At 65.1% G+C, this 21,143-nt stretch carries 20 protein-coding genes and 1 pseudogene; 12 read left to right on the plus strand and 9 right to left on the minus strand.

Going from position 1 to position 21,143, the window contains the following annotated elements; all coding sequences use genetic code 11:
• Window positions 1–3: 3 nt before the first annotated feature.
• Window positions 4–981, plus strand: a complete 978-nt coding sequence (gene rpoS, locus E4Q23_RS09205) for an RNA polymerase sigma factor RpoS (protein ID WP_169066366.1) — start codon at window positions 4–6, stop codon at window positions 979–981.
• On the opposite strand, the gene mltB is transcribed toward rpoS, so the two are convergent.
• Genes mltB through E4Q23_RS09225 form a run of 4 tightly spaced genes read right to left on the minus strand, consistent with a single transcriptional unit; the run spans window position 978 to window position 5,908 of the window.
• The gene (mltB, locus tag E4Q23_RS09210; RefSeq protein ID WP_248595339.1) at window positions 978–2,018 is read right to left on the minus strand and encodes a lytic murein transglycosylase B; all 1,041 of its coding nucleotides are present in this window, start codon (window positions 2,016–2,018) and stop codon (window positions 978–980) included. The two genes, rpoS and mltB, sit on opposite strands and share 4 nt — an antisense overlap.
• Window positions 2,015–4,027, minus strand: a complete 2,013-nt coding sequence (locus E4Q23_RS09215; RefSeq protein ID WP_336511648.1) for a DUF3488 and transglutaminase-like domain-containing protein — start codon at window positions 4,025–4,027, stop codon at window positions 2,015–2,017. Before E4Q23_RS09215 ends, mltB begins: the two co-directional genes overlap by 4 nt.
• Window positions 3,996–4,982 (minus strand): DUF58 domain-containing protein, encoded by a 987-nt coding sequence (locus E4Q23_RS09220; RefSeq protein ID WP_169066368.1) that lies wholly within the window; start codon window positions 4,980–4,982, stop codon window positions 3,996–3,998. The genes E4Q23_RS09215 and E4Q23_RS09220 overlap by 32 nt, the downstream gene beginning before the upstream one ends.
• Complete coding sequence (locus tag E4Q23_RS09225) at window positions 4,982–5,908, minus strand: AAA family ATPase (RefSeq protein ID WP_169066369.1); 927 nt, start codon at window positions 5,906–5,908, stop codon at window positions 4,982–4,984. Before E4Q23_RS09225 ends, E4Q23_RS09220 begins: the two co-directional genes overlap by 1 nt.
• Window positions 5,909–6,018: 110 nt before the next feature.
• On the opposite strand from E4Q23_RS09225, the gene E4Q23_RS09230 reads away from it, so the two are divergent.
• From E4Q23_RS09230 to E4Q23_RS09245, 4 genes are all read left to right on the plus strand, one after another.
• A complete protein-coding gene (locus E4Q23_RS09230; RefSeq protein ID WP_169066370.1) occupies window positions 6,019–6,945 on the plus strand; it encodes a histone deacetylase family protein in 927 nt (308 codons plus the stop codon).
• Window positions 6,946–7,112: 167 nt separating this feature from the next.
• Window positions 7,113–7,991, plus strand: a complete 879-nt coding sequence (gene dapA / locus E4Q23_RS09235) for a 4-hydroxy-tetrahydrodipicolinate synthase (RefSeq protein ID WP_169066396.1) — start codon at window positions 7,113–7,115, stop codon at window positions 7,989–7,991.
• Window positions 7,992–8,005: 14 nt separating this feature from the next.
• Complete coding sequence (bamC, locus tag E4Q23_RS09240) at window positions 8,006–9,157, plus strand: outer membrane protein assembly factor BamC (protein ID WP_169066371.1); 1,152 nt, start codon at window positions 8,006–8,008, stop codon at window positions 9,155–9,157.
• Window positions 9,157–9,924 carry an MBL fold metallo-hydrolase gene (locus E4Q23_RS09245; RefSeq protein WP_169066397.1) on the plus strand — a complete coding sequence of 256 codons (768 nt, stop codon included), beginning with the start codon at window positions 9,157–9,159 and terminating at the stop codon, window positions 9,922–9,924. Before bamC ends, E4Q23_RS09245 begins: the two co-directional genes overlap by 1 nt.
• A 300-nt stretch (window positions 9,925–10,224) precedes the next feature.
• Here the strand turns inward: E4Q23_RS09245 and E4Q23_RS09250 are convergent, their stop codons facing one another.
• Both E4Q23_RS09250 and E4Q23_RS09255 read right to left on the minus strand, forming a co-directional pair.
• Entirely contained in the window at window positions 10,225–10,545 is a 321-nt protein-coding gene (locus tag E4Q23_RS09250) for a hypothetical protein (protein ID WP_169066372.1), read from the minus strand.
• 191 nt (window positions 10,546–10,736) lie between these two features.
• A complete protein-coding gene (locus E4Q23_RS09255) occupies window positions 10,737–10,979 on the minus strand; it encodes a hypothetical protein (protein ID WP_169066373.1) in 243 nt (80 codons plus the stop codon).
• Window positions 10,980–11,337: 358 nt separating this feature from the next.
• Here E4Q23_RS09255 and E4Q23_RS09260 point away from each other — a divergent pair, with 358 nt between their 5' ends.
• On the plus strand, window positions 11,338–11,739 hold the full coding sequence (locus E4Q23_RS09260; protein WP_169066374.1) for a hypothetical protein: 402 nt from the start codon (window positions 11,338–11,340) through the stop codon (window positions 11,737–11,739).
• 69 nt (window positions 11,740–11,808) lie between these two features.
• Here the strand turns inward: E4Q23_RS09260 and cobT are convergent, their stop codons facing one another.
• On the minus strand, window positions 11,809–12,843 hold the full coding sequence (gene cobT, locus E4Q23_RS09265; protein ID WP_169066375.1) for a nicotinate-nucleotide--dimethylbenzimidazole phosphoribosyltransferase: 1,035 nt from the start codon (window positions 12,841–12,843) through the stop codon (window positions 11,809–11,811).
• A 63-nt stretch (window positions 12,844–12,906) separates the two neighbouring features.
• Here cobT and cobU point away from each other — a divergent pair, with 63 nt between their 5' ends.
• Together cobU and E4Q23_RS09275 are read left to right on the plus strand one after the other, a co-directional pair.
• Window positions 12,907–13,452 (plus strand): bifunctional adenosylcobinamide kinase/adenosylcobinamide-phosphate guanylyltransferase, encoded by a 546-nt coding sequence (cobU, locus tag E4Q23_RS09270; protein WP_169066376.1) that lies wholly within the window; start codon window positions 12,907–12,909, stop codon window positions 13,450–13,452.
• 95 nt (window positions 13,453–13,547) lie between these two features.
• The gene (locus tag E4Q23_RS09275) at window positions 13,548–14,012 is read left to right on the plus strand and encodes a universal stress protein (protein WP_169066377.1); all 465 of its coding nucleotides are present in this window, start codon (window positions 13,548–13,550) and stop codon (window positions 14,010–14,012) included.
• Between the two features lie 3 nt (window positions 14,013–14,015).
• On the opposite strand, the gene E4Q23_RS09280 is transcribed toward E4Q23_RS09275, so the two are convergent.
• Window positions 14,016–15,527, minus strand: a complete 1,512-nt coding sequence (locus E4Q23_RS09280; RefSeq protein WP_169066378.1) for a cobyric acid synthase — start codon at window positions 15,525–15,527, stop codon at window positions 14,016–14,018.
• A 35-nt stretch (window positions 15,528–15,562) separates the two neighbouring features.
• On the opposite strand from E4Q23_RS09280, the gene cbiB reads away from it, so the two are divergent.
• The 4 genes and pseudogenes from cbiB (at window position 15,563) to E4Q23_RS09300 (ending at window position 20,253) form a co-directional block, all read left to right on the plus strand.
• Entirely contained in the window at window positions 15,563–16,519 is a 957-nt protein-coding gene (cbiB, locus tag E4Q23_RS09285; protein WP_169066379.1) for an adenosylcobinamide-phosphate synthase CbiB, read from the plus strand.
• A complete protein-coding gene (gene cobD / locus E4Q23_RS09290) occupies window positions 16,512–17,513 on the plus strand; it encodes a threonine-phosphate decarboxylase CobD (RefSeq protein ID WP_169066380.1) in 1,002 nt (333 codons plus the stop codon). The genes cbiB and cobD overlap by 8 nt, the downstream gene beginning before the upstream one ends.
• 1 nt (window position 17,514) lies before the next feature.
• A pseudogene (locus E4Q23_RS09295) lies at window positions 17,515–18,424 on the plus strand (cobalamin-binding protein).
• Window positions 18,425–18,618: 194 nt separating this feature from the next.
• Window positions 18,619–20,253: an ArnT family glycosyltransferase gene (locus tag E4Q23_RS09300; protein ID WP_169066381.1), complete on the plus strand. Its 1,635-nt coding sequence runs from the start codon at window positions 18,619–18,621 to the stop codon at window positions 20,251–20,253.
• A 59-nt stretch (window positions 20,254–20,312) separates the two neighbouring features.
• On the opposite strand, the gene E4Q23_RS09305 is transcribed toward E4Q23_RS09300, so the two are convergent.
• Window positions 20,313–21,110: an alpha/beta hydrolase gene (locus E4Q23_RS09305; RefSeq protein WP_169066382.1), complete on the minus strand. Its 798-nt coding sequence runs from the start codon at window positions 21,108–21,110 to the stop codon at window positions 20,313–20,315.
• Window positions 21,111–21,143 lie beyond the last annotated feature (33 nt).

Genomic DNA, 21,143 nt, shown 5'->3' on the forward strand with positions numbered 1-21,143 from the left:
CCAATGTCCGGACGCTTCGATTCCGATGCCGACTCTGATCGTGAGGGTCGCCTGGAGAGTTATCTCGACGAACCGGAGTTTTTAGGCGCTGAGCCGCTCCCGCTCGTCGAGCCGGAGTCCGAAGAGGCTTTGCAGTCGCCCGAAGCCGAACTGCTCAACGACGTCACCCAGCACTACCTGAACGACATCGGCGCCAAGCCGCTGTTTTCGCCGGCCGAGGAAGCGGCCTGGGCACGACGCGCCCGGGCCGGAGAGTTTTCGGCGCGGCAGAAGATGATCGAGCACAACCTGCGCCTGGTGGTGAACATCGCCAAGCACTATCTCAACCGTGGTATGCCCCTGCTCGACCTGATCGAAGAGGGGAATCTCGGGCTGATCCATGCGATAGAAAAATTCGAGCCCGATCGTGGCTTTCGTTTCTCGACCTATGCCACCTGGTGGATCCGGCAAGGCATCGCTCGGGCGATCATGAATCAATCGCGGACGATCCGCCTGCCGGTGCACGTGGTCAAGGAAATCAACATCGTGCTGCGCGCTGTTCGCCACCTGGAAGCGGCGAACGGGCGGGATATCGGCGTCGACCAGATCGCGCATCTGATTGACCGCCCAGTCGAGGACGTGCGCCGCGTGTTGGCCCTCAACGAGCGCATCGCTTCGCTTGATGCGCCGCTACAGGTCGACCCCAGTCGCACCATCGGCGAGGTGATCGCCGATGACAGCCTGATGGATCCCGACGAACTGTTGCAGTGCAGCGAGGTGGGTGACCTGCTCGGTACATGGGTGGGGCAACTCGCCGAGAAACAGCAGCAGGTGCTGCAACGCCGCTACGGACTTGACGGTGGCGAGACATCCACCCTCGAGGAAATCGCCCGCGACCTGAACCTGACTCGCGAACGCGTTCGCCAGATTCAGATCGAAGCGCTCGATCAGCTACGGCGCATCATTCGACGCGGCGGCGTGACGCGCGACAACCTGCTCTAGCGCGTCGCTGCCAGCCGGTTGTGGCGCACTTCGCGCACGACTTCTGCCAGCTGGAAAACCGACATCGCGTAGAAGCTCGAGCGGTTGTAGCGGGTAATCACGTAGAAGTTGTCGAAGCCGAGCCAGTATTGTGTTGGCCGGCCCGGCGTTTCCAGATCGATCAGCGCTGCCGCTCGCTGGGCGTCGGCGTCGGCTGGGCGGGCCATGAAGACGCCGCGCGCGCTCAGTTCCTGGACCGTCAGCGCAGGCTTGATTCCGGCTGCGATCAGCGCTGCGGGGTCGCCGTCGACGCGTGCCGGCACGGCCACCGGAGCGCCTTTCTGCCAACCATACTGCTGCAGGTAGCGAGCCACGCTGCCGATGGCGTCGGCGGTGCTGTGGCGCAGGTCAATACGACCATCGCCATCGAAGTCCACCGCGTAGTTGCGCTGGCTGCTGGGCATGAACTGCGGGATGCCCATGGCGCCGGCGTAGGAACCCTGGATGGCGAGCGGGTCGTCGCCGTTTTCGCGGCTCAGGAGCAAGAAGTTTTCGAGCTCGCTGCGAAAGAATTCGGCTCGCGGCGGGTAATCGAAAGCCAGTGAGGCGAGGGCTTCAAGGACGCTGAAACTGCCGGTGTTTTGTCCGTACGAAGTCTCGACGCCGATGATGGCGACGATGATTTCGGCGGGAACGCCGTAGATTGCTTCGGCCCGCTGCAGGAGGGCGCCGTTCTCTTCCCAGAAGCGCAGGCCACCCGCTTCGCGCGGGCCGTTGACGAAGCGTTGCCGGTAGCTTTGCCACGAGCGCTGTTTGCTCGGGCGGGCCGGCGGGCGGATCAGGCGCAACACCGTGGCGTTCGAGTGAATGCTGGCGAACTGGCTGGTCAATGCGCTGATGTCGAAGCCGTGCTGCTTGTGCATGTCGACGATGAAGGCCTGCACCTCTGCTTGTTCGCTGAAGGCGGCGGACTGCTGGGCGTGGCCGGAAAGTGGCAGCAGAGTGGTGAGCAGAGCAGCGAGCAGGCGGCAGCGCAGGCCGGTGAGTGTTCTTTTCAAGAGTGTTTTCTCCTTCGCGGTGGCAGGCGGCGTACGCACTGTTGCAGGCGTCGCAGCAGCTGGCTGTTGCCGGCGCTGCGACCGTAGCGCAGCTCGGCATAATAGCCCGCTGCTTCGCTGGTGAGGGCGGCAAGATCCGGTCTTTCGCGGTCCACCCGGCGCGCGAAATCGAGCGGCCCTTCCCATTCGGCGCGCAGTATTCCGCGCCCCTTGAGCGCTGCGCAGTACTTTTGCCAGGCGCGTTGCACCGGGTCCGCGGCGAGTCGTCGCGGCAGCGTCCACAGGATGACGAGCAACAGGGCGAGGCCACAGAGTATGGCCAGCGAGGCGCTCATGCCGCGCCAGTCGGGGTCACGCCAGCCGAGGCGCGAGAGCACTTCGCGCTGGCGTTGCGGATTGTAACCGAGTACCCACTGATTCCACGTGTTGTTGGCCGCTTCCCAGCGGTTGCGCAACTGGCGCAGCCAGTCGCTGTCGAGGCGGACGATCATCGGCAAGGGCTCGCCTGCCGGCAAGGCGGCGTCGATTCCCTGTTCGATGCGCGAGGGGGCTACGGCGGCGGTCGGATCGAAGCGCACCCAGCCTTGTCCGGCCAGCCAGATTTCGGCCCAGGCGTGGGCATCGGACTGGCGCACGACGACATAGCCGTCGACCGGATTGAGCTCGCCGCCCTGGTAACCAGCGACCACCCGCGCCGGAACGCCGGCTGCGCGCATCAGGAAGACGAAGGCCGACGCGTAGTGCTCGCAGAAGCCGCGGCGGCTGTCAAAGAGGAACTCGTCCATGGCGTTCGCGCCGAGCAGCGATGGACGCAGGGTGTAGTAGAAGTCCTCGTTGCGAAACATTGCCAGTGCCGCTGCGGCGATTTCTTCGGGCGGGCGCGAGGCCCATTCGCTGGCCAGTGCGCGGCTGCGCGGATTGATTTCCTTCGGTAAAGCCAGCGCTTGCTGCAGGATCGCTGGTGCTTCGATCACATTGGCGCGGTAGTCGATTGACGAGGCAAAGGAAAACTGCGTGCGTACGCGTAGCGGCTCGCGAGCCAGGGCTTCGAGCGTCGGCGCCAGCGCGCTGTCGGGCGGCAGGCGGGTGGCGATGTCCAGGGCCAGCAACCAGCGCCGGTTGTGGGCTTCGAGGATGCTGCTGTAGGCCAGCGGCGCGCCGATTCCTGTGACCACCGGCAACTGCTGCGCCGCCTTGGCCGGCAGGGCGCGTGCGCGCCAGGTATGGCCGTCGTACTCGTCGAATACCGGACCGCGCCAGTAGAGGTCGGATTTCTCCGGCGGCTCACCGGCGAAACGGCTGCGCAAGGCGATGGCGCCGGAGAGGGTCAGGCGGCTGATGGTGCCGGGTGACATCTCTTCGGAGAGGCCGCTGAGTCCGGAGTAGGCGTCCTGCGGCAAGCCCCACAGCGGGCCCGCAACGCGAGGGAAGAGGAGGTAGAGAATGAGCATGAAAGGCAGCGCCTGCGCCAGCAGCAGGGCGGCATGGCGGAGGATGGTGGCGACCGGCTGGGCACCGCCGTGCAGCCGGATCAAGGCTGCGGTGAGCAGGGCGATGGCGGCCAGCAGCCAGGCGCCGGTGGGGATGCTCTGCGAGTACAGGTAATGGGTGAGCAGCAGAAAATAGCCGAGCAGGACGACCACCAGCGCGTCGCGCCGGCTGCTCATCTCCATGGGTTTCAAGGCCATGAAAACGACCAGCAGCGCGACCCCCGCATCCTTGCCGAGGAGGGTGCCGAATTGCCAGGCAATGGCTGCGATGCTGCCGATGACCAGTGGCGCCAGCGCCCAGCGCGGTGGCAGCGGGCGCCGCTGCTGCCATAGCCAGGCGCGCCACAGCAGCGTGCCGCCGACGAGCAGCGACAGCCACCAGGGCAGGTGCGCGGCGTGCGGTCCGGCAGTCGCCAGGGCAACGGCGAGCAGCCAGGGTATGGCGCCGTGTTCGAGCGTCAGCAGGGGCAGCGACCCCGGCCTGGCGCTAGGCTTGCCGACTGCTTTCAGGTGCTTCACCACTTTCACCATGCAGCGCCAGGGCTTGCAGGCAGCTCGCCCGGTGTGCCTCGCCTTGCCCGACGGCGAGCTGTTTTCCGGGCAGCTTGAGGCCGTAGCGTGCCTGCGCTTCGTCGGCGCTCAATACCCAGCCGGTCAGTATCGACAGTCGCTCTTCGGGGCCGTCCTCGCTCGCCGTCAGCGACCAGGCTAGCCACAGTTCCTCGGCGGCGCCACCGGCGAACTGCTTGACCAGGTGCGCTTGTTCGTCCGACCGCCGGGCGACCGCTTTCCAGGCGATGTGCCGGGTCGGGTCGCTGAGCTGGCGCGGCCGCAAGCCGGCAAAATCTTCCTGGCCGTTGTCGCCGTGCAGATGATCGGCGTGCATGGTCGGCGACGGCGCGGGCAGCGCTGTTCGTATGGGCCGTGGATAAACGATGCACGACCAGCGCGGGTGGAGGTAGCTCCAGGCGCGGAAGAGCCCCAGCGGATAGCGCGTGGCGAGTGTTACCCGACCCGGGTCGAGGCGGCCTCGCCGCTGCGTGGCAAAGGGGACAGCGACCGAAGCGCGCCCTTCTGCGGGCAGGTCGACACTGCTCGTCGCTTGTCCGGCAAAGGAAAAGTCGAGAGCGCGACGCGTTTGCCGACGGGTATTTTCGAGCTGTAGCGGGAAGTGTGCCAGATCCCCGGCGAAAACTGCGGGCACTCGCCCGGGCGTCAGGCGCAGGCCGAAGAGGTTGTGGAAGGTATGCACCATGGCCACGATACCCAGTCCGGCGAGCAGGAAAATCAGCGCGTGGCCGAGACTGAGGTTGTAGTTGATGGCCCCGATCAGCATGACCATCAGAACGACGGCATAGAGGATGCCGGCCCGCGTCGGCACGATGAAGATGCGGCGCTGGCTGAGGACGATCGGTAACTGCTCGTCAGGAGCCAGGCGAAACAGCCAGCGCTGGAAGGAGGCCAGCGCCGGCATCAGAGAACCGGGATGGCGCGGATCAGGGCGGCGATGTCTTCCGCGCCGGCATGGCTGCCGCTGAGCAGTTGCAGCCGGTGGCGCGCAACGGCCGGCAGGACGGCCTGCACATCTTCGGGCAGGACCATCTCGCGGCCGGCGGTAAACGCCCAGGCGCGCGCCGCTGCCAGCAGTGACAAGGCGGCGCGGGGACTCAGGCCATGCACCAGGCGGGCGTCTTCACGGCTCGCTTCGACCACGCGCTGCAGATAGTCGAGAACGGCGGCCGAGGCATGCACCGCTGCCACCTGCTGTTGCAGTGCCGCAAAATCGCTCGCGCTCAGGCGCGCGCTAAGCGTTGGCAGTTGCTCGCGGCGGCCGCCGCTTTCGAGCAGCGCGCGTTCGGCGGCGTGATCCGGGTAGCCGAGTTCGATGCGCAGCAGGAAGCGATCGAGCTGCGATTCGGGCAAGGGGAAGGTGCCGATCTGGTTCGAGGGATTCTGCGTGGCAATGACGAAAAACGGTTGCGGCAGGGGGCGTGTCTCGCCCTCGGTGGTCACCTGTCCCTCTTCCATGGCTTCGAGCAGTGCGCTCTGCGTTTTTGGCGTCGCGCGGTTGATCTCGTCAGCAAGCACGACCTGCGAGAACACGGGGCCGGGCAGAAAGCGGAAATCGCCGCGGTCGCGGTCGAAGACCGAAACCCCGAGAATGTCGGCCGGCAGCATGTCGCTGGTGAACTGGACGCGCGAAAACTGGAAACCGAGCAGGCGAGCCAGGGTATGCGCCAGCGTTGTCTTGCCGACGCCGGGGAGGTCTTCGATCAGCAGATGACCTTTGGCCAGCAGGCAGCACAGGGCCAGGCGCGTCTGCCGGCTCTTGCCAAGAATCACCTGGTCGGCGGCGGCAAGGATTTCGTCAAGCGGAGATTGTCGGGTGATTGGTCGCATGGCTTGTCGTAGTGGCGCAATTGCGACGATAATAAACCATCATCAGATAACTTGATTTCCCGCAGATCCCGATGTCCATGGCGACCTCCGATTGCGGCAGAGAGGCAATAGTGACCAGTACCGCATTCATCACCCATCGAGACTGCCAGTTACACGACATGGGCTCGTATCATCCGGAATGCCCGGATCGCCTGACCGCGATCAGTGATCACATGATTGCGCAGGGTGTTGATTCGTATTTTGCCTATCACGATGCCCCGCTGGCGAGCTTTCAGCATCTGCGGCGGGTGCACCCGGCGGCTCATCTGGAACGTGTCAAGCGTGCCTCGCCAGAGCTGGGTATCGTGCACCTCGATCCGGATACGGCAATGAACCCGCATACCTGGAAAGCGGCGCTGCGCGCGGCTGGGGCAGGGGTGCTGGCGGTCGACCTGGTGATGGCCGGTGAGGTGCAGAACGCTTTCTGTGCGGTGCGCCCGCCCGGTCACCATGCCGAACGCGAGTCGGCGATGGGCTTCTGTTTCTTCAACAACATCGCCGTCGCTGCGGCGCATGCCCTGGAAGAGCACAAGCTGTCGCGGGTGGCGGTTGTCGATTTCGATGTGCACCATGGCAATGGCACCGAGGACATCTTCAAGGGCGATCAACGCGTGCTGATGGTCAGCACCTTCCAGCATCCCTTCTACCCCTACAGCGGCACCGAGAAACCGGCTTCGAACATGCTCAACGTGCCGCTCAGCCGTGATACCGACGGCGAAGAGTTTCGGCAGGTGGTCAGTGAGTTGTGGATGCCGCGTCTGCGCGAGTTTCAGCCGGAGATGATCTTCATCTCGGCCGGTTTCGATGCGCACTACGAAGACGAGATGGGCGGCTTGCGGCTGCTCGAGAAAGATTACGCCTGGGTCACCGGCCAATTGACCGAGCTCGCCGAAGAGTGCGCGCAAAAGCGCATCGTGTCGATGCTCGAAGGCGGTTACGCACTCTCCGCGCTGGCGCGCAGCGTCGTCGCCCACTTGCGGGTGTTGGCTGATTTCTGAGGCTGTTTTTTTTCCGTGAACGGTGTTTTTCCGTCAACGGTGTTTTCTCCTGCGCCCCGGTGCTTGGCCATTTTCATGGCCAAGGCGCGTGCCTTCAGTTAAAATTGGAGGCTTGATTTTCCACGGCCGAACCCTTTCGGCTCTTGCTCGGGCGCCCACCCATGACCATGATTACAGGATCGATCGTCGCGATCGTCACCCCGATGCACGCCGATGGCAGCCTCGACCTGCCGGCTCTGCGCCGTCTTGTCGACTTTCACGTGCAGGAGGGGACTGACGCCATCGTCATTGTCGGCACGACCGGCGAATCGCCGACGGTAAATGTCGACGAACACTGCGAACTGATACGGGTTACCGTCAAGCAGGCTGCTGGCCGCGTCCCGGTGATCGCCGGGACCGGCGCCAATTCCACCGCTGAAGCCATCGCGTTGACCCGTTTCGCCCACCAGGCAGGTGCCGACGCCGCGCTGTCGGTGGTGCCGTACTACAACAAGCCGACCCAGGAAGGCCTCTATCGCCATTTCCGGGCCATTGCCGAAGCCGTCGAGATCCCGGTGATTCTCTACAATGTGCCGGGGCGGACAGTTGCCGATCTGGGCAATGACACCGCGCTGCGACTGGCCGAGATCGAGAATATCGTCGGCATCAAGGACGCTACCGGCAACATCGAACGCGGTACCGACCTGATCGCCCGTGCCCCCGCAGGCTTTGCCGTCTATAGCGGCGACGATGCCAGTGCCTGTGCCTTGATCCTGATGGGTGCCCAGGGGGACATCTCGGTGGTGGCCAATGTGGCGCCACGTTTGATGCATGAAATGTGTACCGCGGCGCTGGCTGGAAACGCGATCGTCGCGCGCGCGCTGCACGCGCGCCTGCTCGGCCTGCACCAGCAGTTGTTCTGTGAGGCGAATCCGATTCCGGTCAAGTGGGCGTGCCAGGAGTTGGGCCTGATCGAGGCTGGACTACGGCTGCCGCTGACGCCACTATCGCCCGCTTGTCACGAGCGGGTTCGCCTTGCCATGCGCCAGGCTGGCGTACTCGCCTAGATCGGAGTTGCCAAATGAGTCCTATCGTTGCGCACGTTCGACTTGCCGGCTTGCTGATGGCGCCGCTGCTGCTGCTGGCCTGCAGCACGACCTTCGAGACCAAGAAAATCGACTACAAGACGGCCTCCAAGAGCCAGGTGCCGACGCTCGAAATACCGCCTGATCTGACTTCGCCGACGCGCGATGATCGTTACGCCGTTCCCGACACCGGTGGCGGCAAAGGGTCGGCGACCTACTCCGCGTACAACGCCGAACGTTCGCCAGAGGCGCTGGCTCAGCAGAAGAGCGACGTCCTGCCGGAAGTCGACAACGCGCGCATCGAACGCGCCGGTAACGAGCGTTGGCTGGTGGTCAAAGGCTCGCCCGACAAGCTTTGGGGACCGGTCAAGGACTTTTGGCAGGAAACCGGCTTTGTCCTCAAGCTCGATCTGCCCGATGCCGGCGTGATGGAGACCGACTGGGCCGAAAACCGCGCCAAGATTTCGCAGGACTTCATTCGTAACATCCTCGGCAAGGTCATCGATTCGGTGTACTCGACGGCCGAGAGGGACAAATTCCGCACTCGTCTGGAAGCGGGAATCACCCCCGGCACGACCGACATCTTCATCAGTCATCGCGGCATGTACGAGATTTTCGTCTCCGAGGGCAAGGAACAGACCAAGTGGCAGCCGCGCCCGCCCGATCCGGAACTTGAAGCCGAGATGCTGCGTCGCCTGATGATTCGCCTGGGCAGCGACGAGAAGCGCGCGACGGCAGCCATTCAGGCGGCCCAGGAAAAACCCGTCGAGCGTGCTTCCCTTTCGCGCGGTACAGACGGGGCCGGCACCCTGGATGTCGATGAGTCCTTCGAGCGCGCCTGGCGGCGAGTCGGTCTGGTGCTTGATCGTGTCGGTTTTACCGTCATCGACCGCGATCGCTCCAGGGGCCTGTACTTCGTTCGCTATGTTGATCCTGAAACGGACGACGCGAAGCAGGAGCCCGGTTTCTTCTCCAAGCTGAATCCGTTCAAGGACAATCCGGCCGAAAAGCAAAAGATTCAGTACCGGATCTTCGTTAAGGATGCGGGCAGTCGGTCGACGGTCCAGGTACTGACGGCCGAAGGTGGCGTCGATCAATCCGAAACCTCGAAAAAAATCCTCAACCTGCTCTACCAACAGTTGAAGTGATGCGTTTCGCGTCGCTGGGCAGCGGCAGTCAGGGTAACGCCCTGATTGTCGAGGCCGGCGAGACGAAGGTGATGGTCGATTGCGGTTTCTCGACTCGCGTGGCGACGGCCCGGCTGGCCCGTCTGGGCGCCACCCCCGATCAACTGGCGGCGATACTGGTCACCCACGAGCATGGTGATCACCTGGGCGGTGTCTTCGCCTTTGCCCGTCGTCATCGGCTCACGGTCTATCTCACGCACGGTACGCATGCGGCGGCTACGCGAGGCTCGGCGAGTTTGCCTGAGTGTCGACTGATCGACGGACACACGGCTTTTGCGATTGACGGCCTGGAAGTGCTGCCTTTCCCGGTTCCTCACGATGCACGCGAACCCGTGCAATACCGGTTTGATGATGGCCAGCATCGCCTTGGCGTGCTCACCGATAGCGGCTCGATTACGCCGTACATCGTCGAAGTGCTGGGCGCCTGCGACGCGCTCGTGCTCGAGTGCAACCATGACCGCGCCCTGCTCGCCGCGTCGCGCTATCCGGCGGTCCTCAAACAGCGGATCGGCGGACGTTTCGGGCATCTGGAGAACAGTCAGGCGGCAAGTCTTGTGCGCCAGATCGACGGCGCCCGCCTGCAACATCTGGTGGCGGCTCACCTCAGCCAGGAGAACAATCGTCCGCAGCTGGCCGTCACTGCGCTCGCCGCGGCCCTCGGCTGCAGCGATGACTGGATCGGCGTCGCTGATCAGGAGGGCGGCTTCGCCTGGCGGCAGTTGAGCTGAAGAAGCCGCACGCTTGTCAGGCTAACGGTCATGACATGTCGAGACACCCCTGATGATGAAAGCCATGACCGTTTTCCCTCTCACTTGCAGTGCGCATTCCGGCTTGCACGCCGGAATCGTTCGACGGGCTGGGCGCATGCGCCCAGAATTCCCCGTCTCACCCCCGGCCCTTCTCCCGCAAGGAGAAGGGAGTTTCGTGAGTCGCTTGCGCGACTTTCACATTAAGAGGGGACGCAGCGGGTCGGCAAAGAAAAGCCGGCTTGCGCCGGCTTTTCTTTGCTTGCTCTGGAAGCGCAACGATTACTTCTTCATTGCGTCCTGGGCAGCATCGCCAGCGCCCTTGGCTGCGGCGTCGACAACTTCCTTGGCCTTGTCCATGGCCTCGTCGGTGGTGGACTTGCTGGCGTCGGCAGGCGCAGCCGCCGGTGCAGGAGCAGCATCCGGAGTAGCCGCCGCAGGAGCAGCAGTAGGAGCGGCGGCAGGAGCAGCATCAGCAGGAGCAGGAGCAGGAGCAGCGGCCGGAGCGGGCGCAGGAGCTGCGACGGTCTTGGCCTCTTCTTTCTTTCCACAGGCGGTAACGGCAAGAGCGAGCAGTGCAGCGAGGAGTAGCGAGCGTTTCATAGGGGGGTTCCTTAGCGACGGTGAAAGGGTGTACAACGATCATGAAGGCAAACGGTTGACCGTAGTGCACATCGACCAAGGGCCTATTTTAACACCGCTTGTCGCTATGGGCCGAGCAAAATTTGTGCGCCGCAGTATGGGCTGCGCGCATCCGCTCGGCAATTGGCGCTGCCCTTGATGGTGGCGATCGCTTAGCGGTTTGGGGGCGGGGTGGCTCCGTCCAGGCGCAGGAGAGCAGGGTCAATCCAACTGAAAGCGAGGGCGATGACGGCGAGCGCAAGGACCAGCAGCGTCGCGACCAGCAGGCTACTCAAGATCATTTGATCGGTAAATACCCGCCTGGGCCATCCCGCCAGACCGAGATAGCCAGCGAAGGGCACGTAGTGGTCAGTGCGGCCGGGATCGAGCGCCTCGTTCCTGGCAATGAAACGCAAGTCGCAGGCGCAGCAACGAAATGGAGCCTCGTTCCTGCGCCGAAGTATCATTCCTTCCCATAGGCCGCGTCGCCTTGAACGGCGGATGTCTTTGGAGTTACAGTCAGGGCATTTCATGATTTAGGCCAAGGCTCCAATCGTTGCTTTGAGTCCCCGCAACGGAGGTCAAAGAGTGGTCGGTAATCCGTGCGCGATGAGCTTGATTCTAGGGATTCCTCCGCAGCTGTCTGTGCAGATTGTCACTCTTCGCCTTGCCTTGTCGGATTTTTTGTCGGCGCTCTCTGACCCGGGTGTGCTCGGTGCGTCGGCACGGGCCTGCTGCCGGAGTGGGCGGTCTTGGGGTGCTACACTGCGCCACATGCGCCCGACTCTTCTCCTTGCCGCCGCACTGGCGACGACTCTCGTCGACGCCACTGCGGGAAATTTCGCCGTTTCTGGCGCAGTAATCGTCGGGCCTCGGTACGCACCTTACGGCGCAGTTTTTCCGCCGTCGTTTGCCGACGACTCGTTTGCACCTTGCCCGGCTTTGAACTGTGCGAATTACGGGCAACTGCGACGCTTCCTCGATCGCTACGAGCGCAACTACGGTGGGCGTTTTGCGCCGAATCCGCCACCCGTCCAGTTTTCGCCGCTGCCACGTGACGTGGCCCCGACGCCGGAAGCGCACATCCAGCCGCGCTACCGCGGTGCGAGTCAGCTTCGTCCCGAGTTCGAACAGGCGGGGCAGAGACTCGATGAGCGTCCTGCGGTCGGCCAGTAGACGGCGCGCTGGTGTCGCGCCTTCCCTGCGGCGACACAGACACAGTTACCCAGTTGGACTAGGTGCCGGTCAGGCCTGCGTGCTGACCCCGGCGGACTCAAAGCTGGCCATTTCGTTGAGGAAAGCGACGGCACTGCGGACCAGAGGCCAGGCCAGCGCGGCGCCGCTTCCTTCGCCAAGGCGCAGTCCGAGATCGAGCAAGGGCTCGGCGTGCAGGGCGCGTAATTGGGCCTGGTGACCCGGTTCGGCAGAGCGGTGACAGAAAACGCAATAGTCGCCAATCGCCGGAGCGATTTCGGCGGCGACCAGGAGTGCCGAAGTGACGATGAAGCCATCGATCAGCAGGAGCATGCCACGCTCGGCTGCGGCGAGCATGGCGCCAGCCATCATGGCGATTTCGAAACCGCCGAACTCGGCGAGCACGCTCAGCGCTGGTGCGCCAGGCGCCAGTGCCGCACGGGCCGCAGCTCGTGCCAGCAGTGCCTGTTTGCGTGCCAGTCCGGCGTCGTCGAGGCCCGTGCCGCGGCCGACGCAGTCGGCCAAGGGCGTGCCGGTGAGCTGATGGGTAAGCAGGGCTGCGGCGGCGGTGTTGCCGATGCCCATTTCGCCGAAACCGATCACCTGGCAGCCGTCATCGGCGAGCTGGCGAGCGATCGCCGCGCCGCGCGCGATGGCCGCCTGGCAGTCGTCCTCGCTCATTGCCGCCTGCTCGATGAAGTTGTTCGTCCCGAAGCCGATCTTGGCGTCGACCAGGCCGTCGCGGGCGCCGAAGTCGTGCGCCACGCCGGCGTCGATGACCTGCAGTTGCAAGCCGTTGTGGCGAGCGAAGACATTGATTGCTGCGCCGCCGGCGAGGAAGTTCTCGACCATCTGCCAGGTCACTTCCTGCGGGTAGGCCGAAACGCCGGCACGGGCGGCGCCGTGATCGCCGGCGAAGACCAGCAGCTGCGGCTGCCCGAGGCTCGGCGTCAGCGATTGCTGCAGCTGGCCGATCTGCTGTGCCAGGCGCTCGAGTTGGCCGAGCGAACCGGGAGGTTTGGTTTTGCCATCGATGCGCGCCTGCAGCGCAGGAAGCGGGATCGTCGGCGGGATGGAGAAGTGCATCGTCTGGCGAGCCCCGGCAAAGGGTCGATTATACCCGCCCCGCGGCATGCTAATCTTCGCCGGATGCGAGAACTGATCATTGGTGGAGCCCGTTCGGGCAAGAGTGTCCTGGCCGAGCGCCGGGCCAGCGAGAGTGGCCTGCAGGTGGTCTACCTGGCGACGGCGCAGGCGCTCGACGGCGAAATGTCGCAGCGCATCGCGCACCATCGGCAACGGCGCCGCGCTGACTGGGGGTTGATCGAGGAGCCCGTCGATCTGGCCGCTGCCTTGCGCAGGCACGCGGCACCGGGCGTTTGCCTGCTGGTCGATTGTCTGACCCTGTGGTTGTCCAACCTGCTCTTTGCCGGTGACGCCGCGCGCCAGGTCGAAGCAGGCGAAAGCGTTTCCTGCCCGCTCTTTGCTGGCGCTACCGCCGCCCTGGTCGAGATCTTGCCGCATTTACCCGGGCAGATCATCCTGGTCAGCAACGAGGTTGGTTGGGGCATCGTACCGATGGCGGCGCTGTCGCGCCTGTTTGCCGACGAGCAGGGCCGCTTGAACCAGCGGGTGGCGGCGGTATGTGAGCGGGTGACCCTGGTGGTCGCCGGCTTGCCGCTGACCTTGCGTTGATCTTGCGTTGATCCGGCGCTGTTTTCGACAAGCGTGATGAGTGCTATTCTCCAGGTTGTCAGACAACTTGTCTGCCCAGCGAGGAGCAGTGAGCAATGTACAAGCGAATCATGGTCGCCCTGGACCAGAGTTTCATGACCGACAGGGTACTGGAAACAGCCATCGAACTGGCCAAGAGCACCGGTGCGCAGGTAGCCATCTGCCATGCCATTGACGAAACCGTGCTTGCCCAACGTGATGTGGCGATGATGTTGCCGAACAGTGTCGGCAAGACCGAAGCACGTTTGCGCATGGGGGCTGAAGGTTTTCTCGGCAAGGCTGCCGAAAAGGCGCGCGCGGCCGGACTCGAGGTCGAGATCAAGGTCGTGGAGTCGGAGCAGAAACATGTTTCCGACATGCTCATCGAGGCGGCGGCCGAATGGCGTGCCGACCTGCTGGTGGTCGGCACGCACGGCTGCCGCGGCATCGAGCGCTTTTTCGTTGGCAGCGTCGCCGAGCGCCTGGTTCGCAAGGGGCGCAGGTCCTTGCTGCTGGTGCGCGGCGAAGATCCGGTCGACTAACGGTCACCACCTGTCGAGTTGAGCCGTGCACGGCGCGGGCAGCAGCGCTTGCGCTGGCAGCCAGGCCGCCAGCTGACGCAGGTCGAGGTGCGCTTCGACGGCGTCGGCGAGGCGATCGATGTCGGCTTCCCGGCGCTGCTGTGCGTCGAAATCCTGCCTTGGCCGGTGGCCTGCCCAGGTCAGCAAGGCGGCCAGTGCGGCTGGCGAGTCGAAGAGGCCGTGGCAATAGGTGGCCAGAATCTGGCCATCGCTCGATAGCGCGCCATCCGGCTGGCCGGCGAGCCGCAGGGCCGGGGTGGCCAGGGCCGCGCCCTGGGTGACGCCCATGTGGATGCGGTAACCGCTGACGCTCGCCGCGCCCGGCAGCAACAACTCGCCGCTGACGTTCTGCAAGGTTTTTTCAACGGCCAGCCGCGTTTCGTACTCCAGCCAGCCGAGTCCCGACGAGCTGCCCGGAGGACCTTCGAGTCCCAGCGGATCGTGTAACTGGTGGCCGAGCATCTGCAGCCCGCCGCAGATGCCGATCAGCTTGCCGCCGTAACGCAGGTGCCGTCGGATCGCTTCCTCCCAGCCTTGCGCGCGCAGCCATGCGAGGTCGGCCTGCACCGCTTTTGACCCCGGCAGCACGATCAGGTCGCAGGCCGGTGCGGCCTCGTTGGGACCAATGAAACGAAAATCGACTTCCGGGTGGAAGCGCAGCGGATCGAGGTCGTTGTGGTTCGAAATGCGCGGGTACACCGGTGCCACCACACGCAGCGCCGTGTCCTTCTTGGCCAGTGCTGCGCGCGGCAAGGCGTCTTCGGCGTCGAGGTAGAGGCCGTGCAGGTAGGGCAGGACGGCGAGCACTGGCTTGCCGGTGCGCTCCTCGAGCCAGCGCAGGCCGCTTTCGAGCAGGCCGATGTCGCCGCGAAAGCGGTTGATGACGAAGCCCTTGACGCGCGCCTGTTCGGATGCCGAGAGCAGGTCGAGGGTGCCGCAGAGATGCGCGAAGACGCCACCACGATCGATGTCGGCGATCAGGATCACCGGGCAGTCGACGGCCTCCGCGAAACCCATGTTGGCGATGTCGCGGTCGCGCAGATTGATCTCCGCCGGGCTGCCGGCGCCTTCGACGAGCAGGCAGTCGTATTGTGCAGTCAGGCGCCGCCACGATTCGAGCACCGCCTGCATCGCCCGCGGCTTGTAGGCGTGGTAGTCGCGCGCGTCGAGGTCGGTCAGGGCCTTGCCGTGGATGATCACCTGCGCCCGCTTGTCGGTCGCCGGCTTGAGCAGGACCGGATTGAAGTCGGAGTGCGTCGGGATGCCGGCCGCCAGCGCCTGCAGCGCCTGTGCGCGGCCAATCTCGCCGCCGTCGATGGTGACCGCTGAATTGAGAGCCATGTTCTGCGGCTTGAAAGGCGCGACGCGCACACCGCGGCGGTGCAGGATGCGGCACAAGGCGGCGACCAGCGTTGTTTTGCCGGAGTCGGAAGTACAGCCTTGAACCATCAGGCTGGGGGTGGGACGCTCGTTCATCGTAGAATCCAGGTTTTCGCTGCTCCCATTTTCGCATGCCGACTGTGTTTTCCTCAGCCTTCCTTGCCGTTCAGATACCCGCCGCCCTCTTTCTGCCGCTCGCCGCGCTGGCCGGCGTCGGGCTCGATCGACTGTTCGGCGAGCCGCGGCGCTGGCATCCGCTGGTCGGCTTTGGCGCCCTGGCCAACGCCGTCGAGCAGCGCTTGAACCTTGCTGGCGGACGCCGCCTGCGTGGCTTGCTGGCCTGGTCCTTGCTGATCCTGCCGCTGTTCGCTGTGGTCGAATGGCTGATTCCGGCGGGCTGGCCGGGTTGGCTGCTGCATGTGCTGTTGCTTGCCCTGGCGCTCGGCGCGCGCAGCCTCGGCGAGCACGCTCGGCGCGTCGCTGACGATCTGGCGAGCGGCGATCTGCTGCAGGCGCGGCAGCACGTCGGCTGGATGGTTTCGCGGCAAACCGAAGATCTCGACGCTGCCGGCGTCGCCAGTGCCTGCCTCGAATCGACGTTGGAGAATGGCAACGACGCCATTTTCGGGGCACTGTTCTGGTTCGCCCTGCTCGGTGGGCCGGGGGCGCTGCTTTTTCGCCTGGCCAATACGCTCGACGCCATGTGGGGTTACCGCAACCCGCGTTTTGCCGACTTCGGCTGGGCGGCCGCGCGTCTCGATGACCTGCTCAACTTCGCTCCCGCGCGCTTGACCGCGCTTTCCTACGCCCTTTGCGGTCGCACGCGCAGCGCCTTGCGCTGCTGGCGCGAGCAGGCCGCAAACTGGAAGAGCCCCAACGCCGGCCCGGTAATGGCTGCCGGCGCCGGCAGCCTGGGAGTCGCCCTGGGCGGGCCGGCTTGCTATCACGGTCATGTTGAGGAACGACCGCCACTCGGGCAAGGCCGGCCGGCCGCTGGCGAGGATATTGCGCAGGCCTTGACGCTCGTCCGGCGCAGCATGCTGCTGTGGTTGGCGCTGCTCGTCTGCTGGGGCCTGGCGCGTGCTTGAACATGGCGGTCGGCTGCGCGCCGCTGCCGAGCAGTTTGCGGCCTTCGGCGACTGGACGCTGGCCGACTGGCTAGACCTGTCGACCGGCATCAATCCGCATGCCTATCCGGTGCCGGCGATCGACCGGCGGTGCTGGCAACGCCTGCCGGAGGACGACGACGGTCTGGACGCGGCGGCTGCCGCGTACTATGGCAGCGAGCGGCTGCTCGCCTTGCCCGGTTCGCAGGCAGCGATCCAGCTGCTGCCTGCGCTCTTCCCGCCCCTGGCAGTGGCCTGCATGACGCCGATCTATGAAGAGCATCCCCAGGCCTGGCAGCGCGCCGGCCATCGCGTGCGCCGCCTGGAGAACGTTGCCTTGCCGCGCGCCCTCGCCGTGGCGACGCCGATGATCGTGCTTTGCAACCCCAACAACCCGACCGGCAGGCGTTTGCCGGCCGCCGAGCTGCTCGCTGCGGCACGGCAGTTGCAGCAGCGCGGTGGCTGGCTGGTGGTTGATGAAGCTTTTGCTGACGCCGAGCCCGAGAACTCCCTGGCCGCTCTGGCCGGTAGCCCCGAGCTACCCAATCTGATCGTCCTGCGTTCGCTCGGCAAGTTCTTCGGCCTGGCCGGGGCGCGCGTCGGTTTTGTCTTCGCTGCCGACGACAAGCTGGCGCTGCTGCGCGAAGCAATCGGTCCCTGGCCGCTGTCCGGTCCGGCGCGTGCCGTGGCCAGCCAGGCCTTGGCCGATCGCCGCTGGCAGGCACAGACGCGCCAGGAACTGGCCGCTGCCGCGGCGCGGCTGACGGTGCTGCTGCAGCCCTTCGGCGAGCTCGGCGGCACCGCCTTGTTCGTCAGCCTGGCGACGCCGCACGCGGCCTCGCTCTTCGAACACCTGGCGCGGCAGGCCATTCTGACCCGGTATTTTCCGGCGCACGGCTTGCTGCGCTGCGGCTTGCCCGGCCACGAGAGTGAGTGGCAGCGCCTGGCTTCCGCTCTCGCCACCTGGGTTGCCTGATATGCTTGCTGCGTCCTTGCGGCTCGCGCTTGCCATCTGCCTGCTGAGCAGCGTCGGTCTGCTGCACGCGGCGGAGCAGGCGGTCGAGGTGATCGATGATGTCGGCACCAGGTTGCGCCTCGCGCAGCCGGCGCAGCGCATCATCAGCCTGGCACCGCACCTGACCGAAACGCTGTTTGCCGCGGGCGCCGGCGAGCGCATCGTCGGCAGTGTCGAGTACAGTAATTACCCGCCGGCGGCAGCCGCCATTGCGCGCGTCGGCAGTTACGCGCAGATCGACCTCGAACGCGTCATCGCGCTGCGCCCGGACCTGATCATCGGCTGGCAGAGCGGCAACGCCGCTGCCCATCTCGCGCGCTTGCGGGCACTCGGTTTCGCGGTCTACGTCTCGCAGCCCGACCGTATCGAGGACGTGGCCAGCGAGATCGAGCGCCTTGGCGTGCTGGCTGGCAGCAAGGCGGTCGCCGACGCGGCCGCGGCCAGCTTTCGCCAGCGTCTGGCCGCACTGCAGAAGCGCTACGGCCAGCGGCCGCCGGTGCCCACTTTCTATCAGATCTGGAAGCAACCCCTGATGACCGTCGGCCGTCGCCAGATCATCTCCGACGTCATCCGCCTGTGCGGTGGCGAGAATGTGTTCGGCAGCCTCGAGACGATGGCGCCGACGGTGACTGTCGAAGCGGTCATTGCGGCCAATCCGGAAGCGATCGTCGCCAGTGGCATGAGTGAATCGCGCCCCGAGTGGCTCAATGACTGGCAAGGCTGGACGTCGATCAAGGCGGTAGCGCGCGATAATCTGTTCTTCGTCCCCCCCCGACCTGATCCAGCGCCACACGCCGCGCCTGCTCGAGGGCGCCGAATTGCTCTGCCAGCATCTCGAGACGGCGCGTAGCCGCCGGCCGCAAAAAAAATGAGCGCGGTCTCCTTGCCACCAACGTCCCCAACGTCCCCATGATCGCCATGACCTCCATTGCCTCGCCTTGCACCTTCTCTCGTGATCGCCTCGAGGCTGGGCGGCGGGCGTCCAACGCTGCGACGGCTGTCTCCCTGCCGGCGCCGCCGGGCGGCAGCGGCCTGAACCCGGCAACATTTCCTGTCGAGTAGAGAAATGAAGCACTTTCTTTCCGCCGTGGCGGCGAGCCTCCTCGAAGCGCGGAGCAAGTTTCTCGTGCTCCTCCTCTGTGCCGCGTGGTTGGCCATGCTGGCCGGCACAAGGTCGCTGATGCTGCCTGACGAGGGGCGCTATATCGGGGTTGCCTGGGCGATGCTCAGCAGTGGCGACTGGCTGACGCCGACCCTCGATGGCCTGCCGTATTTTCACAAGCCGCCGCTTTTCTACTGGCTGACCGGACTGTCGCTGAAGCTCTTCGGGGTCAACGACTGGGCGGGGCGCCTGGCCTCTGTTTTTGGTGCCTTGGTCGCCGTCGGCGGGCTGTTCTTCTTTGTCAGGCGCTATGCCGAGCAACGCCTGGCGACCCTGGCGGTGGCGGTGCTGGTGACCCAGCCCATGTTTTTTGCCGGCGCCCAGTATGCCAATCTCGACATGCTCGTCGCCGGCATGATCGCGGCGACCATCGTCTGTGGGGCGAGCGCCATTCTGCGCCTCGCTAGCGGCCAGTCGTATCGCCCTGCGCTGGCCGCAGCCTACGTTTTTGCTGCCCTGGGCGTTCTTGCCAAGGGCTTGATCGGCTTTGTCCTTCCCGGCGCGATCCTGCTGGCGTGGGTGTTGTTGCGCAAGCGTTACCGCTTGATCCCGGCGCTGCTGTCGCTGCCGATGATCGGCCTCTTCTTTGCTGTTGCTGCGCCGTGGTTCGTCTGGATGCAGATCTTGTACAGCGGTTTCTGGGACTACTTCTTCGTCTATCACCACTTCCAGCGCTTCTCGCAGACCGGCTTCAGCAATGCCCAGCCCTTCTGGTTCTATGTCCCGGTGCTGCTTCTCGGCGCGCTGCCGTGGTCGCCGTGGATCGTGCGCGCCTGCTCCTGGAAGTTCCTGGTGGACCCGGCGAGGGTCGAGATCCGCAGCCTGATGCTGGTGTGGATGCTCGGCATTCTCGTCTTCTTCTCGCTGCCGAATTCAAAGCTCCTCGGCTACGTCCTTCCGGCGCTGCCGCCGCTGGCCTTCCTGATCGCCGACGTGCTGCTTGGCTGGCTGCAGCAGCGCAAGGAGGTGGGAACGGATGGACTGGAGGGGCAGGAGCCGCAGGCGTCGCGCGCCGAGCGCTCGCTCTATCTGGGCGGCAGCCTGCTCCTTGCCGGCAGCCTGTGCGTTTCCTTGATTGCTCTGGTGCTGGTGTTTGATTCGACCTCGACGAGAAGCTTGAGCAAGCAGGTGGCGCCCTTGTACAGCCCCGACGAGCAGATCGTGATGATCGACGAGTACGAGTACGACCTGCCCTTCTATCTGCGGCCCGAGAACGACGTCTGGGTGGTCAGCGGCTGGCAGGATGTGGCGGCGATTGCGGCCCACGACAACTGGCGCAAGGAGCTCTATGACGCTGGCCAGTTTGACCCCGCAAGAATGCGTGCCGTCCTGCTTCTCCCCGGCGAGTTCGTGGCGCGATTGTGCGCCTACAGCGGCGCTTCCTTGTGGGTGTGGGGGAAAACCGCGCAGGCGCAGCGCTATGCATTCCTCCCCGAGCAGGCGATTGCATTTGCCGATGAAAAACGAACCGTCTGGAGGCTCGACGCCGAGCAGCGTCGGCAGCTCAAGGACTGCCAGGCGGCGACGCCTGGCGGCTGAGCGCGAAAGCGCTGCGCACAGGCATGGCGCAGCCCGCTTTTCAAGCTGCTGCCAAGCCGCTACGGCAGCAGCTCGATCCAGGCGGCGATCGTCGCCGCCCCAGCCTGCCAATGGGCGTCGAGCATCAGGGTATGGCCGGCGGCCGGAATGACGGCCTCCTGCGCCTGCCAGCGGCTGCTGGTGAAGCGTAGCAGGCTCGCCTGGAAAACTGCGTCGGCCTCGCCGCCAACAACCAGAACCGGCAGCTTCGGCCGGCGTCCGCCGATGCGCATCGCCAGTAGCGTCAGATCGAGGAGGGCGCGCCGGGATTCGGACTGGAACAGCTTTCCGAAGCGGAGCAGATCCTCGGTTTTCGTGTCGCGTGAGTAGTACACGTCGCGTATCGTGCGCAATGTTTTCTCGCTGTACTCGCCCTGCGTGGCGCGCGCCTGCTCGCCGAAGAACGACGGTTGGCTGCAGGCGATGTTCATCGTCGCACCAAGAATGCCGCCGGGCGGTACCGGCGCCATCAGGATCGCGGCTTGCGCCGGCTGCTGTTCAAGGACGCGCTCGACGACGACGCAGCCCATCGAGTGTCCGATCAGGATCAGCGGCTCCGCGATCCCTTGCGCGACCTGCGTGACGTCTTCGACATAGTCGTCGAGCCCGAAGGAGTCGAGCCGCTCGCGGCCGTCGCTGGTGCCGTGGCCGGCGAGATCAAGCGCCCGGCAATCGAAACCGAGACGGCTGAAGTAAGGTAGGAAGTAGGCGTCCCAGCAGCCCGCCGTGGCGTAGCCGCCATGGACAAAAAGGAGCCGCGGCGAACGCGTCGGGCCGACGGCTGGTCGGTGCAGGGTATGGATTCGTCTGGTTTTCATGCCGGCTTCGACTTTAGCACGGGCCGGCCTTGG

This window comes from Candidatus Accumulibacter phosphatis (assembly GCF_012939955.1).
GTDB classification, from domain to species: Bacteria; Pseudomonadota; Gammaproteobacteria; order Burkholderiales; family Rhodocyclaceae; genus Accumulibacter; species Accumulibacter delftensis.